The sequence below is a fragment of the Pseudomonas pudica genome, assembly GCF_015680405.1.
Taxonomy (GTDB): Bacteria; Pseudomonadota; Gammaproteobacteria; order Pseudomonadales; family Pseudomonadaceae; genus Aquipseudomonas; species Aquipseudomonas pudica.
This window is the reverse complement of record NZ_JADLJS010000008.1, coordinates 104,777-119,449: the sequence shown is the minus strand read 5'-3', so window position 1 is coordinate 119,449 and position 14,673 is coordinate 104,777. Positions and strand designations below refer to the sequence as shown.

Sequence of the window (14,673 nt, the reverse complement as noted above, 5' to 3'; positions counted from 1 at the left end):
TTACCTGGAGCACCGATGCAGTACACATCCACGCGCGGCAACGAGATACGGGTTGATTTTCGCACGGCGCTGCTTTCCGGGCTGGCCGACGATGGCGGGCTATACGTGCCTGCCGCGGTGCCGACCTTCAGCCAGCAAGAGATTGCCAGCTGGTCGTGGTTGCCGTTCGACGAACTGGCCTGGCGGGTGATGGCACCGTTTGTCGGCGACACGCTCGACGAGCCGACCCTGAGGGCGCTGGTCAGCGACAGCTATCGCGGGTTCAAGCACCGTGGCATCGCGCCGTTGCAGCAGATTGGCCACAACGAATGGATCCTGCAGCTGTTTCACGGGCCCACCCGGTCCTCCAAGGATTTCGCCGCGCAGTTGCAGGCGCGGCTCATCCGCCATTTCCTGGGGGCCGATTGCGAACGGGTCATGCTGGTCGGTGCCAGCAACGGCGATACGGCGGTGGCCGCTATCGAAGCCTTGCGGCATTGCCCTACGGCACGCTTGCTGGCGCTGTACCCCAGTGCAGGGACACCGGCCGACCGGGCGGCGGTGATGCGCAGTGCCGCTTCCGACAGCGTCAGCTGCGTGGCCGTGGACGGCAGCTTCGATGACTGCCAGTCGCTGGTGTCGGCGTTGCTGCGTGCATGGCCATGCCCCGGGCTGATACCCGTGAGCTTCAACTCGACCAACTGGGTCGGCGTGCTGGCGCAGATCGTGTTCTATTTCCACGCGGCGCTTCAGCTGGGTGGGGGCAATCGGCCTGTGGGTTTCAGCATCCCCACGGCCAGTTTTGCCGAGATCTACGCAGGGTTCATTGCCCAGAAAATGGGCCTGCCGATCAACCAGATCATTGTCTCCACCAACCGCAACGATGCCTTGCACCGGTTCATTCACTGCAATCGCTACAGTCGTGGCTCAACCAGCCAGACCTTGTCGCCGGTCATGGACTTCTCGCTGTTCTCCAACCTGGAGCGCTTCGTCTGGGAGCTGTATGACCGCGATGGCGAAGCGACCCGGGCGCTGATGGAGCACTTCGAGGATTGTGGCGAGTTGAGCATCGGCAACCGCCAGTGGTTGCATGCGCGCATGCTGTTCGACTCCTATGCCGTGGATGACGCGCTGATCCGCGAAGAAATCGTCACTTTGTTCCACGAAACCGGCAGCGCAGTAGACCCACACGCTGCCACCGGGGCATTCGCCGGGCGTCTGCACCGGCGCAACATTGGCGCGCCCATCGTCACGCTGGGGCAGTTTGCCCCGGAAAAGTCCGCCGGGTTGCTGGCGGAGCTGGGGGCCTGGCATGGCGAAGTACCGGCCAGTGTCGTGGATGCTGCAGGCGGCGGGCCGCTGCTGGCACCCGACGACCTGGCGGGGGTTCATGAATTACTGGCCAGGTTGCAGGCAGGACGATGAAGCGCATCCTCGACCCCCTGGACGAGCGTATCCTCGCCGAGCTCACCGCCAATGCACGCATTGCCCATGCCGAGCTGGGGCTGAAGGTGAACCTGTCGCGTAATGCGGTACGCCAGCGCATCGAGCGCCTGGAGCGTGACGGGGCCATCCAGGGCTACACCTTGCGCATCGGTGAGGGGCGACGACCGACCTCGTTGATCAACGCGGTCATCTTCGTCTACCGCTATGACCGCATGCGCGGAGAAGCTGTGCTCGAGGCGTTGCGCCAGATCCCCGAGGTGATCCAGTGTGAAGTGCTCAGCGGCGAGTTCGACCTGCTGCTGCGCGTCGAGGCTTCCAGCCCGGAACGGGTGCACCATGTATGGAAGGAGATTGCCGCCATGCCAGGGGTCGAGAACACCGTGACATCGTTCGTTTTGGCCTCGGTGATCTGAGCCGCGCACTCGCGTTTGGCAACCCTCGCTACAACAACGCCGCCCGGGCTTGCGCCCTGGCGGCGTTGTGCATTCTGGCGTCGCTCGGGCGTGCATCGGGCACTGGTCAGATTGGCCAGTAAATACAGCGGATTGCCATATTCAACTGGCATTGCCCGGCTCTTAGGCTTGTCCTCATCGACCAATCGCCTGGAAAGGACAGCAAACCATGACCGAATACAAGATCGCACTCGTTGGCTTTGGCGGCGTGAACCGTGCCCTGGCCCAACTGATCGCTGAACGCAATGCGCGCTGGCAGAAAGAGCTGGGCTTTGGCCTGAAGATCGTTGGCGTCACCGACCTGTTCCTGGGTTCGGCAATCGACCGCAATGGCCTGGACGCGGCCACGCTGGCTGCTCTGCCCGCTCAGAAGGGCGCGCTGGCGCAGATCCCTCAGGGTTCGGCAGAGGCGTTCAACGAGTCGGTGATCAAGCAGTCCGGTGCCGACATCATCGCCGAGGCCACCTTCACCAACCCCAAGGACGGTGAACCGGCGGCAACCTTCTGCCGCTGGGCGCTGGAAGCGGGCAAGCATGTGGTCACTACCAACAAGGGGCCGATCGCCTTGCATGCCCAGGCGCTGAAGGCCTTGGCCAAGGCCAATGGCGTGTCGTTCGAATACGAAGGCGCTGTGATGAGCGGTACACCGGTGCTGCGCATGGCGCGCCAGACGCTGGCCGGCGCAGGCCTGGTGGGGTTCGAGGGCATCCTCAACGGCACTTCGAACTATGTGCTGACGCGTATGGAAGAGGGGCTTGGCTTTGCCGATGCGGTGGCCCAGGCGCAAGCACTTGGCTACGCCGAGGCAGACCCGAGCGCCGATGTGGAGGGGCATGACGTGCGCCTCAAAGTGGTGATTCTCGCCAACGAGCTGCTCGGTGCTTGCTTGCAGGTGAACGATGTCACCTGCAGCGGCATCAGCAGCCTCGACAGCGCGGCTATCCAGCAGGCGCAGGCGGCGGGCAAGCGCTGGAAACTGATCGGCAGTGCCAGCCGTGAAACCGATGGCTCGGTGCGTGCCAGCGTCGAAGCGCGCCTGCTGCCCGGCAACCACCCCCTGGCGGGTATTTCCGGTGCCACCAATGCGGTTGCGTTCAACACCGAATTGCTGGGCGCTGTGACCGTGTCCGGCCCGGGTGCGGGGCGTGTCGAAACGGCATTCGCCCTGCTGTCGGATATCGTCGCCATCCACAACGCTGGCCGCTCGGCCTGAGGAGCAACCTTCATGAGCCTGACTTCCGTGTCCCGGGTAGCCGCCCAGCAACCCGCCTTGATCGATGTGTACAGCCCCTTCGACGGTAGCCTGGTCGGCAGCGTCGCCAACCTTGCTGCCGATGCGGTGCCAGGTCTGCTTGTCCGTGCCCGCCAGGGCGTGCGCGAAAGTGCAGCGCTGCCCCGGCACCGTCGCGCCAGCATTCTGGAGCAGGCCGCCCGGCTGATCGAACGTGACGCCGCGGATTTTGCCGGCCTGATTGTCGACGAAGCGGGCAAGACCCTGCGTCAGGCCGAGAAGGAGGTGAAACGCTGCATCAACACGCTCAAGCTGTCTGCCGAGGAAGCGCGGCGCAACGCCGGCGAGGTGGTGCCTTTCGATGCCTATGAAGGCTCCGAGTCACGCCAGGGCTGGTTCACTCGCGAGCCGTTGGGGCTGATCCTGGCCATCACCCCCTACAACGACCCGCTCAACCTGGTGGCGCACAAGCTGGGGCCAGCGATTGCCGGAGGCAATGCGGTCATTCTGAAGCCTTCGGAGCTGGCCCCGCTGTCTGCCTTGAAGCTGGTGCAGTACCTGGTTGATGCAGGGCTGCCGGAGGCTGTCGTCACCGTGGCCACTGGCGGTGCCGAACTGGGCAGGGCTCTGGTGGCCGTGCGTGAAGTGCGGATGATTTCCTTCACGGGCGGCTTCGCCACGGGTGAACAGATTGCCCGCGGGGCAGGCCTGAAAAAACTTGCCATGGACCTGGGCGGTAACGCCCCGGTGCTGGTACTGAAGGAATGCGACCTCGAGGCCACTGTCGAGTCTTGTGTGTCAGGCGCATTCTGGGCGGCCGGGCAGAACTGCATCGGCACCCAGCGCATCCTGGTGCACGCTTCGATCTATGAGGCGTTCCGCCAGCGCTTCGTTGCTTTGACCCAGGCGATGGTGGTGGGTGATCCTGGCCTGCGCGAAACCGACATGGGGCCGATGATCACCGAAGGCGCGGCCCGCCAGATTGAAGAGCGCGTGAACCAGGCCCTTCAGGACGGTGCTCGCCTGCTCTGCGGCCATGAGCGGCAAGGGGCTACCTATGTGCCGACGGTGCTGGAAGGCGTTGACCATGGCAGCCGGCTGTGGCGTGAAGAGGTATTCGCACCGGTGGTGATGCTGGCGCCTTTCGAGGATATCGAGCAGGCGATTGCGTTGGCCAACGCCCCGGAGTACAGCTTGCACGCCGGTGTGTTTACCCGCGATCTGTCCTTGGCGTTGAGCCTGGCGCGGCGTATCGAGACGGGCGGCGTGATGATCAACGACTCGTCCGACTACCGCTTCGATGCCATGCCATTCGGTGGCTCCAAATATGGGAGCCTTGGGCGCGAGGGGGTGCGGTTCGCCTACGAGGACATGACCCAGCCCAAAGTCGTCTGCCTCAACCAGATGGGCTAAGAGGAGGAATCTTGATGATCGAACGGTATGGCCAAGGCGAACGGATGTCGCTGGCGGTGAGCTACAGGGGCCTGTTCGAAACGGCAGGCGTGGTCGCGGACGACCTGCGCCAGGATGTGCAGGGGCAGTTGCGCCAGGCGTTGAGTACGATCGATGGGCTGATGGCTGAGGCTAACGTCGGCAAGGAACATTTGACCCGGGTTCAGTTATGGATTGCCGACTACAGCCACTTCGACCTGGTCAATGAAGTGTACGACGCCTGGTTGCAGGGTTGTCCGAAACCAGTACGGGCTTGCGTAGGCGCAGACCTGGGAGAGGGTTACCTGGTCGAGGTACAGGTGTTTGCCGTGTGCCCTGAGCGCTCCTGACCGTGAGTGACCGAGGCCCCGGGTCAGCGCACGACTCGGGGTACCGCCCTGATATAGACCAGTTCACCTGCCAGCTCCACCAATGTTTGTGTAATCACAGCTGCCGCCGCCAAACCGCGCATGTCCTCCGGTAACGCCAGCGCCAGCGGCAGTACGACCAGCGAGTTGCGCGTGGCGGCGCTGAAGGTTACCGAGCGTGCTTCGGTGGCCGGCAAGCGCAGCAGCCTCGCCGATAATAAGCCCAGCGCGGGCGCCAGCAGCATGAAGCCGATGTACACCGGAATCACCGGCAGCAAGCGGTCGAAATCACGCAGCACCACGCCGATCTGCGAGGCGATCACTACCACCAGCACCAAGGCCATGGCCGGTACCGGCATCCACGCCCAGGCGTCGTTCCAGGTCGAGACCGTGCGCAAGCGACGGGCGCCGGCGCTGGTGAGCACGGCAAGGACCATCGGCAGCACGATCAGCAGCACGAAGGCTTCCACGAACGGGGTGACGGAAATGGCCACGTTACTGCTGTCACCCAGCATCAGGGCCAGGTAAATTGGCAGCAGCGCCAGTTGCACCAACAGCAGCACGGGGGTAGCGGCCAGAGTCAGGCGGGCGTCGCCTTTGCCGATGTGAGTGAACACCACCACATAGTCGATGCACGGCGTCAGCAGCACCAGCAGCGCACCCATGAGGATTGCCGGGTGTTCGACCAGCCCGCGGGTGACGGCCCAGACCAGTAGCGGCACGAGGACGAAGTTGGCCAGCAGCAGGGCAGCGATGAAGCGCCGGTTGCTCAGGCCTTGGCGCAGGTCGAGGAAAGGGATCTGCAGGAACATCGCGTACATCAGCACGGCGATGGCGGGGGTGACCAGGACTTCCAGATGGCGCGCAGTATCGCTGGTCAGCACGCCGAAGGCGACGGCGGCCAGCACGGCGGCGAAGTAGATCGGGATCTGCTGGGTTTCGAGCTGTTCTCTTGTCAAGGTAGGCCCTGTGTCCGTTGGTGGAAAGGGACACAGGTTAATACGCTTCGCCCCTTGAGGGCGCGCCTTCAATTACTTGCCCAGGCCTCTCAACCTGCGCTCAACCAGTCCACCTCCCGCTCCTGAATGATCAAGGTCACATCCCCTTGATGAGCGGCAGGATAAGAAGCCAGGAAGGCGCCGACGGGATAAAGGAAATGGGCCTCGACTGGGTGCCCTTCGGCGCTTGCCATCTGGACATCGAACTCAGAACCCTCGCACCGTGCAAGGTCGAATGGCCGACCACTTTGGATATCGATCAACTTCCACAGGCCAGGATCACGGTCTGTTATGGGCTGAGCCGTTATCAAGCCGTTGGCGTTGCTGAAAATGCCTTCACCAAAATGTTTGCCGCTGCGCACATAAAGCCTGTAGCCGTTATCGAAATGGCGAAAATACAGTAGCAGCGGTAATGCATCGGGGCCTTTGTCAAAAGTGATCAGCCCAGTGTCTTTGCCCAGTTCCCAGTCTTCATCCGTGCCATCAAGCATGCCCAGAGCGCGGCTACCATCGAGGCCGGGGCCAAGGCCATTGGTGGGGCTGGTGAGGATAATGGGGCCTTTGCAGATACTGTCGAGTGTATTGAGTGGGCAGCCGGCTATCTGCAGGAATGCGGTGAATGACAGTGATTTATGATCGGTCATGGCGTATTTCCGAAGGGGGGACAAGAAGCGGCAAGTTATCCCTGTCGTGGTAATGCACCCATTCGGAACCGGTTCCGCGCAGCGGCGGTAAACAAAAAAGCCCGGCACTAGGCCGGGCTTTTTCCTGTCAGGCAATTGCCAATCAGTTGCCGTAAACCGGCAGCTTCTTGCAGATGGCCTTGACCTTCTCACGCACGGCATCGATCACCGCTTCGTTGTTCAGGTCAGCCAGGATGTCGCAGATCCAGCCAGCCAGCTCGCGGCACTCGGCTTCCTTGAAACCACGGGTGGTAACGGCCGGGGTGCCGAAACGCAGGCCCGAGGTGACGAACGGGGAGCGTGGGTCGTTCGGTACCGAGTTCTTGTTGACGGTGATGAAGGCTTTGCCCAGGGCGGCGTCAGCGTCTTTACCGGAGATTTCCTGCTTGATCAGCGACAGCAGGAACAGGTGGTTCTGGGTGCCACCGGAAACCACGTCGAAACCACGCTCGATGAACACGCTGGCCATGGCCTGGGCGTTCTTCACTACCTGCTGCTGGTAAGCCTTGAACTCAGGCTGCAGGGCTTCCTTGAAGCAGATGGCCTTGGCAGCGATGACGTGCTCCAGCGGGCCACCCTGGGCGCCAGGGAAGACGGCGGAGTTCAGCTTCTTCTCGATCTCTTCGTTCTTGCGAGCGAGGATCAGGCCGCCGCGCGGGCCGCGCAGGGTCTTGTGAGTGGTGGTGGTGACCACGTCGGCGAACGGAACAGGGTTCGGGTACACGCCAGCGGCAACCAGGCCGGCAACGTGGGCCATGTCGACGAACAGGTAGGCACCGACCTTGTCGGCGATGGCGCGGAAGCGGGCGAAGTCCAGCACCTGCGAGTAGGCCGAGAAGCCGGCAACGATCATCTTCGGCTTGTGCTCTACAGCCAGGCGCTCGACTTCGTCGTAGTCGATCAGGCCGTTGCTGTCGATGCCGTACTGGATGGCGTTGTACAGCTTGCCCGAGGAGCTTACCGAAGCACCGTGGGTCAGGTGGCCGCCGTGGGCCAGGCTCATGCCCAGGATGGTGTCACCGGCCGACAGCAGGGCCAGGTAGACGGCGGCGTTGGCCTGGGAGCCGGCGTGCGGCTGAACGTTGGCGTAGTCGGCGCCGAACAGTTCCTTGGCACGGTCGATGGCCAGCTGTTCGACGACGTCGACGTACTCGCAACCACCGTAGTAGCGCTTGCCCGGGTAGCCTTCGGCGTACTTGTTGGTCAGGACCGAGCCCTGGGCCTCCATGACTGCCGGGCTGGTGTAGTTTTCCGAAGCGATCAGCTCGATATGCTCTTCCTGGCGCAGAGCTTCTTGCTGCATGGCTTCGAAGAGCTCGGCGTCGTACTTGGCAATGGTCAAATCACGGCTGAACATGGCGGTCCTCAAGGATCGGGGTGAATTGGGGGGGCATTCTAACCGATTGATTCGCGGCTGGCATATGAAGTGGCATCAAGTCGCGGACCAATGGGCTTCATGTTGCATCCCGCGCCGTGTCTGGGCTGGGCGGGGGTTGGAGTTGACTCGCAGGTCCGTTTTTGAGGGCGCTTTGCGCCCCATCGCCGGCAAGCCAGCTCCCACAGATACTGCACAGGGCTTGAGGGTCCATGCGGTCGAAGTGGGAGCTGGCTTGCCGGCGATAGGGCCAGTGCAGGCAACTGCTCAATGGAACATGAAGAGCTTCTCGTTGGCGAACTGCGCCTCGAACTGGTTCGCCGGCATCGGCCGCCCGAACAGGTAGCCCTGCACCTCGTCGCAACCATGCTCGCGCAGGAACTCCAGCTGTTCGTGGGTTTCCACCCCTTCGGCAATTACCGCCAGGTTGAGACTGTGGGCCATGGCGATGATCGCCCGGGCAATCTGCGCATCCTGCTCGCCTTCAGGCAGGCCGTCGACGAAGGTGCGGTCGATCTTCAACACGTCGATCGGGAACTGCTTGAGGTAGTTCAGCGACGAGTAGCCGGTGCCGAAGTCGTCCACCGCGATGCTCAGGCCGAGGTTTTTCAGGCTGGCGAGAATCTGCATGGCTTCGTTCACTTCGCGCATCAGGATGCTTTCGGTCAGCTCCAGCTCCAGGCACGCGGGTGGCAGGCCGGTCTCTTCCAGTATGGTTGCGATGCGCGTACCCAGCTGGCCGTCGGAGAACTGCCGCGCCGAGATGTTCACCGACACCTTGGGTACGCGCACCTTGGCCTTGTGCCAGGCCTTGAGCTGGCGGCTGGCCTCGCGCAGCACCCAGTCGCCCACGTCCACCACCAGGCCCAGCTCTTCGATCACCGGGATGAAATCGCCCGGCGGCACCAGGCCGCGGGTCGGGTGCCGCCAGCGCAGCAGGGCTTCGGCACCGGTCAGGCGCTTGCCGTCGCCGCTGAACTGCGGCTGGTAGTAGAGGATGAACTCGTTCTGCTCCATGGCATGGCGCAGGTCGCTCTCCAGCTCCAGGCGCTCCAGGGCACTGGCGTTCATCTCCGCCTGGTAGAACTGGAAGTTGTTCTTGCCACGCTCCTTGGCGTGGTACATGGCGGTGTCGGCGTTCTTCATCAGCTGGCTCAGCTCGCTGCCATCCTGCGGGCTGAGGGCGATGCCGATACTGGCGGTAACGAAGAACTCCCGGTTTTCCAGTACGAACGGCCGCACCAGGCTGCCGAGGATGTTCTCGGCCACGTGGATGGCGCGGTTGAGTGCCATCTCACGGGTAGCGCGCGGTTGCAGCAGCAGGGTGAACTCGTCGCCGCCCATGCGCGCCACGGTGTCGTCGTTGTCCACGCAGGCCAGCAGGCGCTGGGCCATGTCCTTTAGCATGCGGTCGCCGGCAGCATGGCCGAGGGAATCGTTGATCGGCTTGAAACGGTCCAGGTCCAGGAACATCAGCACCACCCAGGCCTTTTGCCGCTCGGCCTGCTGCAGGGCGTTGTACAGGCGGTCCTGGAACAACGTGCGGTTGGGCAGGTGGGTGAGGGCGTCGTAGTAGGCCAGGCGATGGATGCGCTGTTCGCTGGCCTTGCGTTCGCTGATGTCGGTGAAGAAGCACACGTAGCTGGCCAGGTCGCCTTCATCGTCCAGCACCGCGGTAATGCCGACCCAGGCCGGGTAGTGATCGCCGTCGCGGCGCTTGAGCCACACCTCGCCCTCCCAGCTGCCGCGCTGGTAAAGCTGCTTGACCACGTAGCGCAGGTGGCCCTCCTGCTGTTCGTCGACGGTAAGCATGCCCGGCAACTGGTCGAGCACCTCGCTGACGGCGTAGCCACTGACGCGGCTGAACGCTTCGTTGGCCTGGACGATATAGCCGGCCGGGTCGGTGATGAGGATGGCCGAGGTGGAGTGCTCGAATACCGTCGCGGCCATGCGCAGGTCTTTTTCGGCGCGGCGTTGCTGGCTGATGTCGCGGCCTACCCCGAGCACGCCTTCGAAGCGCTCTTCATCGTCCCATACCAGCACCAGGCGCAGTTCGATGGGGATCTTGCGGCCATCGGCGCGCAGGCAGTCGAACAGGAACAGCTGGGTGGGCAGCTGGCTGCGCAGCTGGGCCAGCTGGGCCAGCTGGGCCGGGTCGCCCATGGCCTTGCTGACGCGCTCCATCAGGCTGTAGATACCGGTGAGCTGCGACGGGTTGGCGACGATCGACTGCCAGCCATTGGCAAAGATCCAGTCGGCCTGGTAGCCCAGCACGCCCTTCACCGAGGGGCTGACGTAGTTGAGCTGGAGCAGCCTGTCGGTGGAGAAGATCACGTCGCTGATGCTTTCGGCGAGCATGCGGTAGCGCTGTTCGCTGTCGCGCAGCGACTGGCTGGCCTCGATCTGCACCGTCACGTCCTTGCCCACGCCGATGATGCGCGTCACCAGGCCATCGGCGTCACGGGTCAACACTTGTTCGCGGATGTCATAGCAGCGCCAGCCGCCATCTCGGTGGCGGAAGCGCAGCTGGCAGTGCAGGGGCTGGTCATGGCCGCTGTCGCGCTGTTGCTGGCGCAGTGCCTGGTAGTGCGCGGCGTCCTCGGGGTGCAGCAGCAGCTCCCAGAAGCGGTCGCCCATCTGCGCCAGCTCGGTACGGTCGTAGCCCAGCGTCTGGCCGAGGTGGCGGTTGCTGAAGATCATGCGCTGGCTGAGCACGTCCTGCACGTACAGCTGGTCGGGCACGGTGCGCACCACGTCCGACCAGAAGCTTTCGCGCTCCAGCAGCGACAGCTCCACCTGCTTGCGGCTGGTGATGTCGCTGATGCTGAGGATTACCGCCTGGTAGTCACGGCGCTGCTGCGGCAGGCGGGCCATCAGCCACAGGTGCAGCTCACCACCCAGCGGCGCCGGCAGGCGCGCTTCCAGCTCCAGCAGCGGGCGCTGCTCGATCAGCGCGTCGATCAGTTGCATGCCGATGCTGTCGCGGCCATCGCCAGTGCCGTCGATCAGGCGCTGCCAGGCACCTTCGTGGCAGTCGATGTTCAACAACTGGCGGGCCACCTGGTTGATCTCGGTGATCTTCAGCTCCAGCAGCAGCGAGCGGCGCAGGTTGGGGTCCAGGGCCAGGCTGTGCTTGAGCGCGGCACGGTTGCGCAGGTGGTACCGGTCGAGTTGGCCGGGCAGGCTGGACAGGTCGAGCACGCACAAGGCCACACCGGTGCCTTCGAAGATTTCCTGGTAGCGCCGGCGGTCTTCCTGCAGCGCCCGTTGGCGGCGACGCATGTTGATCAGGGCCAGCACTGGCAGCAGGGCGCAGAACAGCACCAGCAGGCATTTGCCGAGCAGCGCCGGCAGCAGCTTCTGCTGGGCCAGCTTGGCGTCGAACAGGCCGCGCAACTGCCAGGTACTGTTGTCGAGGAAGGCCAGCATCACGCTTTGCAGCGGCTCGTTGCTGGTATCGGCTGGGGCATGGCTTTGCAGTACCTCGCCGTTGCGGCTGTTTTCCAGCAACCAAAGCGGGTGGCCGGCACCATCCAGGTGGAAGGTGAGGGTGCGGTAGTAGTCTGGCGACAGGCGCAGCAGCCAGTAGCCGCGGCCTTGCTCGGTGGCCTGGCGTAGCAGCAGGTAGAGGGTGCTGTTGTCTGCCGAATTGGTGAAGAAGTACGGGCTGCCCTGGGTTAGCCTGAGCAGCTCGTCAAGCAAATGGCGGTCGGGGCTGCCGGCCAGGCTGTCGGCCTGCACCTGCCCGGTAGCGTCCAGCCAGGCCATGCTTTGCAGGGCCGGCAGGCGCTCGCGCAGGGTACCCAGCAGGCTGGGCAGGGCCGAGGGCGTCGGCGCCTTGACGTAGGGCTGCACCACATTCATGGCCTGCTGGGCCTTGAAGGCCATGTTCAGGCTCAGGTGGTCTGCCAGTTCGGCGGTGGCATCCAGGCTCTGTTTGCGCAGGTCGGCCTGGGTATGGTTGAACTGGGCGAACAGCTGCCACAGCAGCAGGCCCAGCAGTATCAGGGCCAGCAGCGCCAGCGCACCCTTTATCGACCCGCGCAGCGACGCGACGGGCGCCTGTGGCGCGGAACGCAATGACGACGGATGAGTAAGATTGGTCAAGCGTTGATCCTGCGATTGAGCTGGCGATGGCAGGTATGGATCATGCACGGTGTGTGCCGGTGTCTGGTTGCCAGACCGCGGTGGCGCACTATAAGGCCGGACACCCCAAACGAGCTAGCATGCCTAGGATTATGGCAAAGTGCCAGCCAATATGACCGGTGGTGCCTGCCCGGTGGTTCGGCAAGCCCCTGCAACCTGTGCGAGAATAGCGCCCGCTTCAAATGACAACGCATCGGAGATGTTCGGTTTTGGTTACTCACTTTTCCTCCAATGGCCTCGATTCCGCCTGCGGGCGCAGCAGTCAGACCCTTGTCAGCACTGCCGTGACCGAGGACGTATCCTGCAAGTCCTGCCAGCGTTCGCTGAGCAAACCCGAGGCGGCAGCTGTCGCCAAGAGCAAGAGCCCATCGCTGGCTGAACTGCGCAAGACCGCCAAAGCGGCAGCTGAGCCGGCAGTTACCGTGGCCGAGGTCAAGCCGGCGGCCAAGGTCGTCAGCAGTGTGCCTGCGGCAGCCAAACCGGCCAAAGCTGCCGAGCAGCAGCCGGCTCGTAGCGGTGGCTTCAGCGTGAAGTCCGCCTGGGCCGCGCGCCTGGCCGAGCAGGGCGAGCGCTGCCGGTTGCCGCGCGGCAAGGCCAGGCAGCGTCACGTCTGAGCCATCTCAAGACCTGTGCGGTCCCTGTGTGGGGCTTCAGCCGCGAAAGAGGCCGGCACAGGTCATGAGTTTTCCAATCATTCAATCGATCCTGCCTCCACCTTCAACCCTTGCTTACCCTACCGTGCGTCGATGGCTTATTGATGCCATGGGAATGCCCGAATAAACTCGTCGGCTTTTCGCTCTACCGCTCTATTTCGAAGGATCGAACATGTTTTTCCCCTCCCTGGTTCAGCGCGGCATGGGCTGGCTTGCATGCGCGTTTCTTGCCACTTTGGCAAATGTTGCCTCCGCTGCGCCGATGGGTACGCCCGGCGACCAGGAGCTGATTCGTGACCGTCAGAACCGCCTGCTTGAAGAGCAGCAGCGGCGTCTGGAACAGTTGCAGGAGCTACCTGGCCGGGGCGCCGAGCCGGTCGCGCCGGTCGAACCCGATGACAGCCGCTGTTTTCCGATCAGCGATATCGTGCTGGAGGGTGCTGATGCGCTCTCCACGTCGGAACGCGAGCGCCTGCTCAAACCCTATCTTGGCCAGTGCCTGGGCGTCACGCAGCTGAACGCGCTGCTCAAGAGCGTTACCGATCTTTATATTCAGAAAGGCCTGGTCACCAGCCGTGCCTACCTGCCCCAGCAGGACCTGTCCAACGGCCGCCTGAAGGTCATCGTGGTGGAGGGCCGTCTCGAAGGCCTGAAGCCGGCAGAAGGCAGCAAGCTTTCCCCTCGTGAGCTGGCCATGAGCTTTCCGGGCGGCACCGGCGAGCTGCTGAACCTGCGCCAGATCGAACAGATGGTCGATCAGCTCAACCGCCTGCCATCGAACCAGGCACAAATGGAACTGACCCCGGGCAAGGCGGTGGGCGGCAGCGAAGTGGTGGTGCGCAACGCCCCACAAAAGCCATGGCGCGTGGGCCTGTCGCGAAGCAACGATGGCCAGCGCAGCACCGGCGAGCAGCAATGGGGCAGCAGCCTGGAATGGGACAGCCCGTTTGGCCTGGCCGACCAACTGGTTTTGCGTGGCAGCCACGATGCCATCAGCGACCACCAGAAGACCTCGCGCAGCGCCATGCTCTACTACAACCTGCCATTCGGCTGGTGGAACCTCAGCTACAGCTACAGCCAGAGCGAGTACCGTTCGCTGGGCGAGGCTTCAGGCTTCAATTTCAAGCAGGACGGTGACAGCCAGAACCACCAGCTGCGGCTGGAACGGGTGATACACCGCGATGCAATGAGCAAGACTTCGCTCAACACCGGCCTGAGCTACTTGCGCACCAACAACTTCATCGAAGACAGCAAGCTGGACACCAGCAGCAACCGCTTGAGTGAAGCGCAGTTCGGCATCAACCACGGGCGGCGGGTCGGCAATGCGTTCGTCAACATCGACCTGGGCATGCAGAACGGCATCGGTGCCTTCGATGCCCAGGGCGAAGACCAGCGCAGCAGCACCGGCAAGCGCCTGCCCAACGCTCGGTACCGCAAGTACACCGCTACGGTCAGCTACCTCCAGCCGTTCAAGCTGTGGGGTGAGTCGCTGGTGTTCAGCAGCCTGGTCACTGGCCAGCGCAGTGAAGACCTGCTGTTCAGCTCGCAACGCATGAGCCTGGGCAGCCAGTCCTCGATCCGTGGCTACAAGGACCAGAGCCTGAACGGAGACAGTGGCTATTACTGGCGCAACGATGTGCGCTGGAGCCGGCCGGTGGCCTGGGACTGGCTGCAACCCGTGCTGGCCGAATACGGCCTGGGGCTGGCCTACGACGTCGGCGCGATTCGCCATGATCGCTACAACAGCGGGCAAAGTGGCCGGCTGTCCAGCGATGCGGTCGAGCTGTTCGCTCGCGGCAAGCACCTGTCCGCCAGCGTGACCTTTGCCCACTCCCTCGAGCGGCCCGCCGCAATCGAAGCACGCGAGGCACCGGTTTATTTCCGCCTGGACATCTTCCTTTAACAGCGCTT

At 63.5% G+C, this 14,673-nt stretch carries 11 protein-coding genes; 7 read left to right on the top strand and 4 right to left on the bottom strand.

Annotation, left to right across the window (positions count from 1 at the left end; translation table 11 throughout):
- The first annotated feature begins 15 nt into the window (after positions 1-15).
- From IRZ77_RS08865 to IRZ77_RS08845, 5 genes are all read left to right on the top strand, one after another.
- Positions 16-1,404 (top strand): threonine synthase, encoded by a 1,389-nt coding sequence (locus IRZ77_RS08865; RefSeq protein ID WP_085601707.1) that lies wholly within the window; start codon positions 16-18, stop codon positions 1,402-1,404.
- Entirely contained in the window at positions 1,401-1,838 is a 438-nt protein-coding gene (locus IRZ77_RS08860; protein WP_153670659.1) for an Lrp/AsnC family transcriptional regulator, read from the top strand. The genes IRZ77_RS08865 and IRZ77_RS08860 overlap by 4 nt, the downstream gene beginning before the upstream one ends.
- A 208-nt stretch (positions 1,839-2,046) precedes the next feature.
- A complete protein-coding gene (locus IRZ77_RS08855) occupies positions 2,047-3,090 on the top strand; it encodes a homoserine dehydrogenase (RefSeq protein WP_046616170.1) in 1,044 nt (347 codons plus the stop codon).
- 12 nt (positions 3,091-3,102) lie between these two features.
- Complete coding sequence (locus IRZ77_RS08850; protein ID WP_196173292.1) at positions 3,103-4,521, top strand: aldehyde dehydrogenase family protein; 1,419 nt, start codon at positions 3,103-3,105, stop codon at positions 4,519-4,521.
- A 44-nt stretch (positions 4,522-4,565) separates the two neighbouring features.
- Positions 4,566-4,889, top strand: a complete 324-nt coding sequence (locus IRZ77_RS08845; RefSeq protein ID WP_052970534.1) for a RidA family protein — start codon at positions 4,566-4,568, stop codon at positions 4,887-4,889.
- Positions 4,890-4,912: 23 nt separating this feature from the next.
- Here IRZ77_RS08845 and IRZ77_RS08840 read toward each other — a convergent pair whose 3' ends face one another.
- From IRZ77_RS08840 to IRZ77_RS08825, 4 genes are all read right to left on the bottom strand, one after another.
- Entirely contained in the window at positions 4,913-5,866 is a 954-nt protein-coding gene (locus IRZ77_RS08840) for an arsenic resistance protein (protein WP_153670661.1), read from the bottom strand.
- An 89-nt stretch (positions 5,867-5,955) separates the two neighbouring features.
- Complete coding sequence (locus tag IRZ77_RS08835) at positions 5,956-6,549, bottom strand: hypothetical protein (RefSeq protein ID WP_153670662.1); 594 nt, start codon at positions 6,547-6,549, stop codon at positions 5,956-5,958.
- 142 nt (positions 6,550-6,691) lie between these two features.
- Positions 6,692-7,945 carry a serine hydroxymethyltransferase gene (gene glyA, locus IRZ77_RS08830; protein WP_003256308.1) on the bottom strand — a complete coding sequence of 418 codons (1,254 nt, stop codon included), beginning with the start codon at positions 7,943-7,945 and terminating at the stop codon, positions 6,692-6,694.
- 285 nt (positions 7,946-8,230) lie between these two features.
- Positions 8,231-12,070, bottom strand: a complete 3,840-nt coding sequence (locus tag IRZ77_RS08825) for a sensor domain-containing protein (RefSeq protein WP_196173290.1) — start codon at positions 12,068-12,070, stop codon at positions 8,231-8,233.
- 248 nt (positions 12,071-12,318) lie between these two features.
- Here IRZ77_RS08825 and IRZ77_RS08820 point away from each other — a divergent pair, with 248 nt between their 5' ends.
- Together IRZ77_RS08820 and IRZ77_RS08815 are read left to right on the top strand one after the other, a co-directional pair.
- A complete protein-coding gene (locus tag IRZ77_RS08820) occupies positions 12,319-12,723 on the top strand; it encodes a hypothetical protein (RefSeq protein ID WP_108480492.1) in 405 nt (134 codons plus the stop codon).
- A 211-nt stretch (positions 12,724-12,934) separates the two neighbouring features.
- Complete coding sequence (locus tag IRZ77_RS08815; protein ID WP_196173288.1) at positions 12,935-14,665, top strand: ShlB/FhaC/HecB family hemolysin secretion/activation protein; 1,731 nt, start codon at positions 12,935-12,937, stop codon at positions 14,663-14,665.
- Positions 14,666-14,673 lie beyond the last annotated feature (8 nt).

What these genes read in the sequence shown, in the direction of transcription:
- IRZ77_RS08865 (WP_085601707.1), top strand. Translation starts at nt 16, where the DNA reads ATGCAGTACACATCCACGCGCGGCAACGAGATACGGGTTGATTTTCGC.
- IRZ77_RS08860 (WP_153670659.1), top strand. Translation starts at nt 1,401, where the DNA reads ATGAAGCGCATCCTCGACCCCCTGGACGAGCGTATCCTCGCCGAGCTC.
- IRZ77_RS08855 (WP_046616170.1), top strand. Translation starts at nt 2,047, where the DNA reads ATGACCGAATACAAGATCGCACTCGTTGGCTTTGGCGGCGTGAACCGT.
- IRZ77_RS08850 (WP_196173292.1), top strand. Translation starts at nt 3,103, where the DNA reads ATGAGCCTGACTTCCGTGTCCCGGGTAGCCGCCCAGCAACCCGCCTTG.
- IRZ77_RS08845 (WP_052970534.1), top strand. Translation starts at nt 4,566, where the DNA reads ATGTCGCTGGCGGTGAGCTACAGGGGCCTGTTCGAAACGGCAGGCGTG.
- IRZ77_RS08835 (WP_153670662.1), bottom strand. Translation starts at nt 6,549, where the DNA reads ATGACCGATCATAAATCACTGTCATTCACCGCATTCCTGCAGATAGCC.
- glyA (WP_003256308.1), bottom strand. Translation starts at nt 7,945, where the DNA reads ATGTTCAGCCGTGATTTGACCATTGCCAAGTACGACGCCGAGCTCTTC.
- IRZ77_RS08815 (WP_196173288.1), top strand. Translation starts at nt 12,935, where the DNA reads ATGTTTTTCCCCTCCCTGGTTCAGCGCGGCATGGGCTGGCTTGCATGC.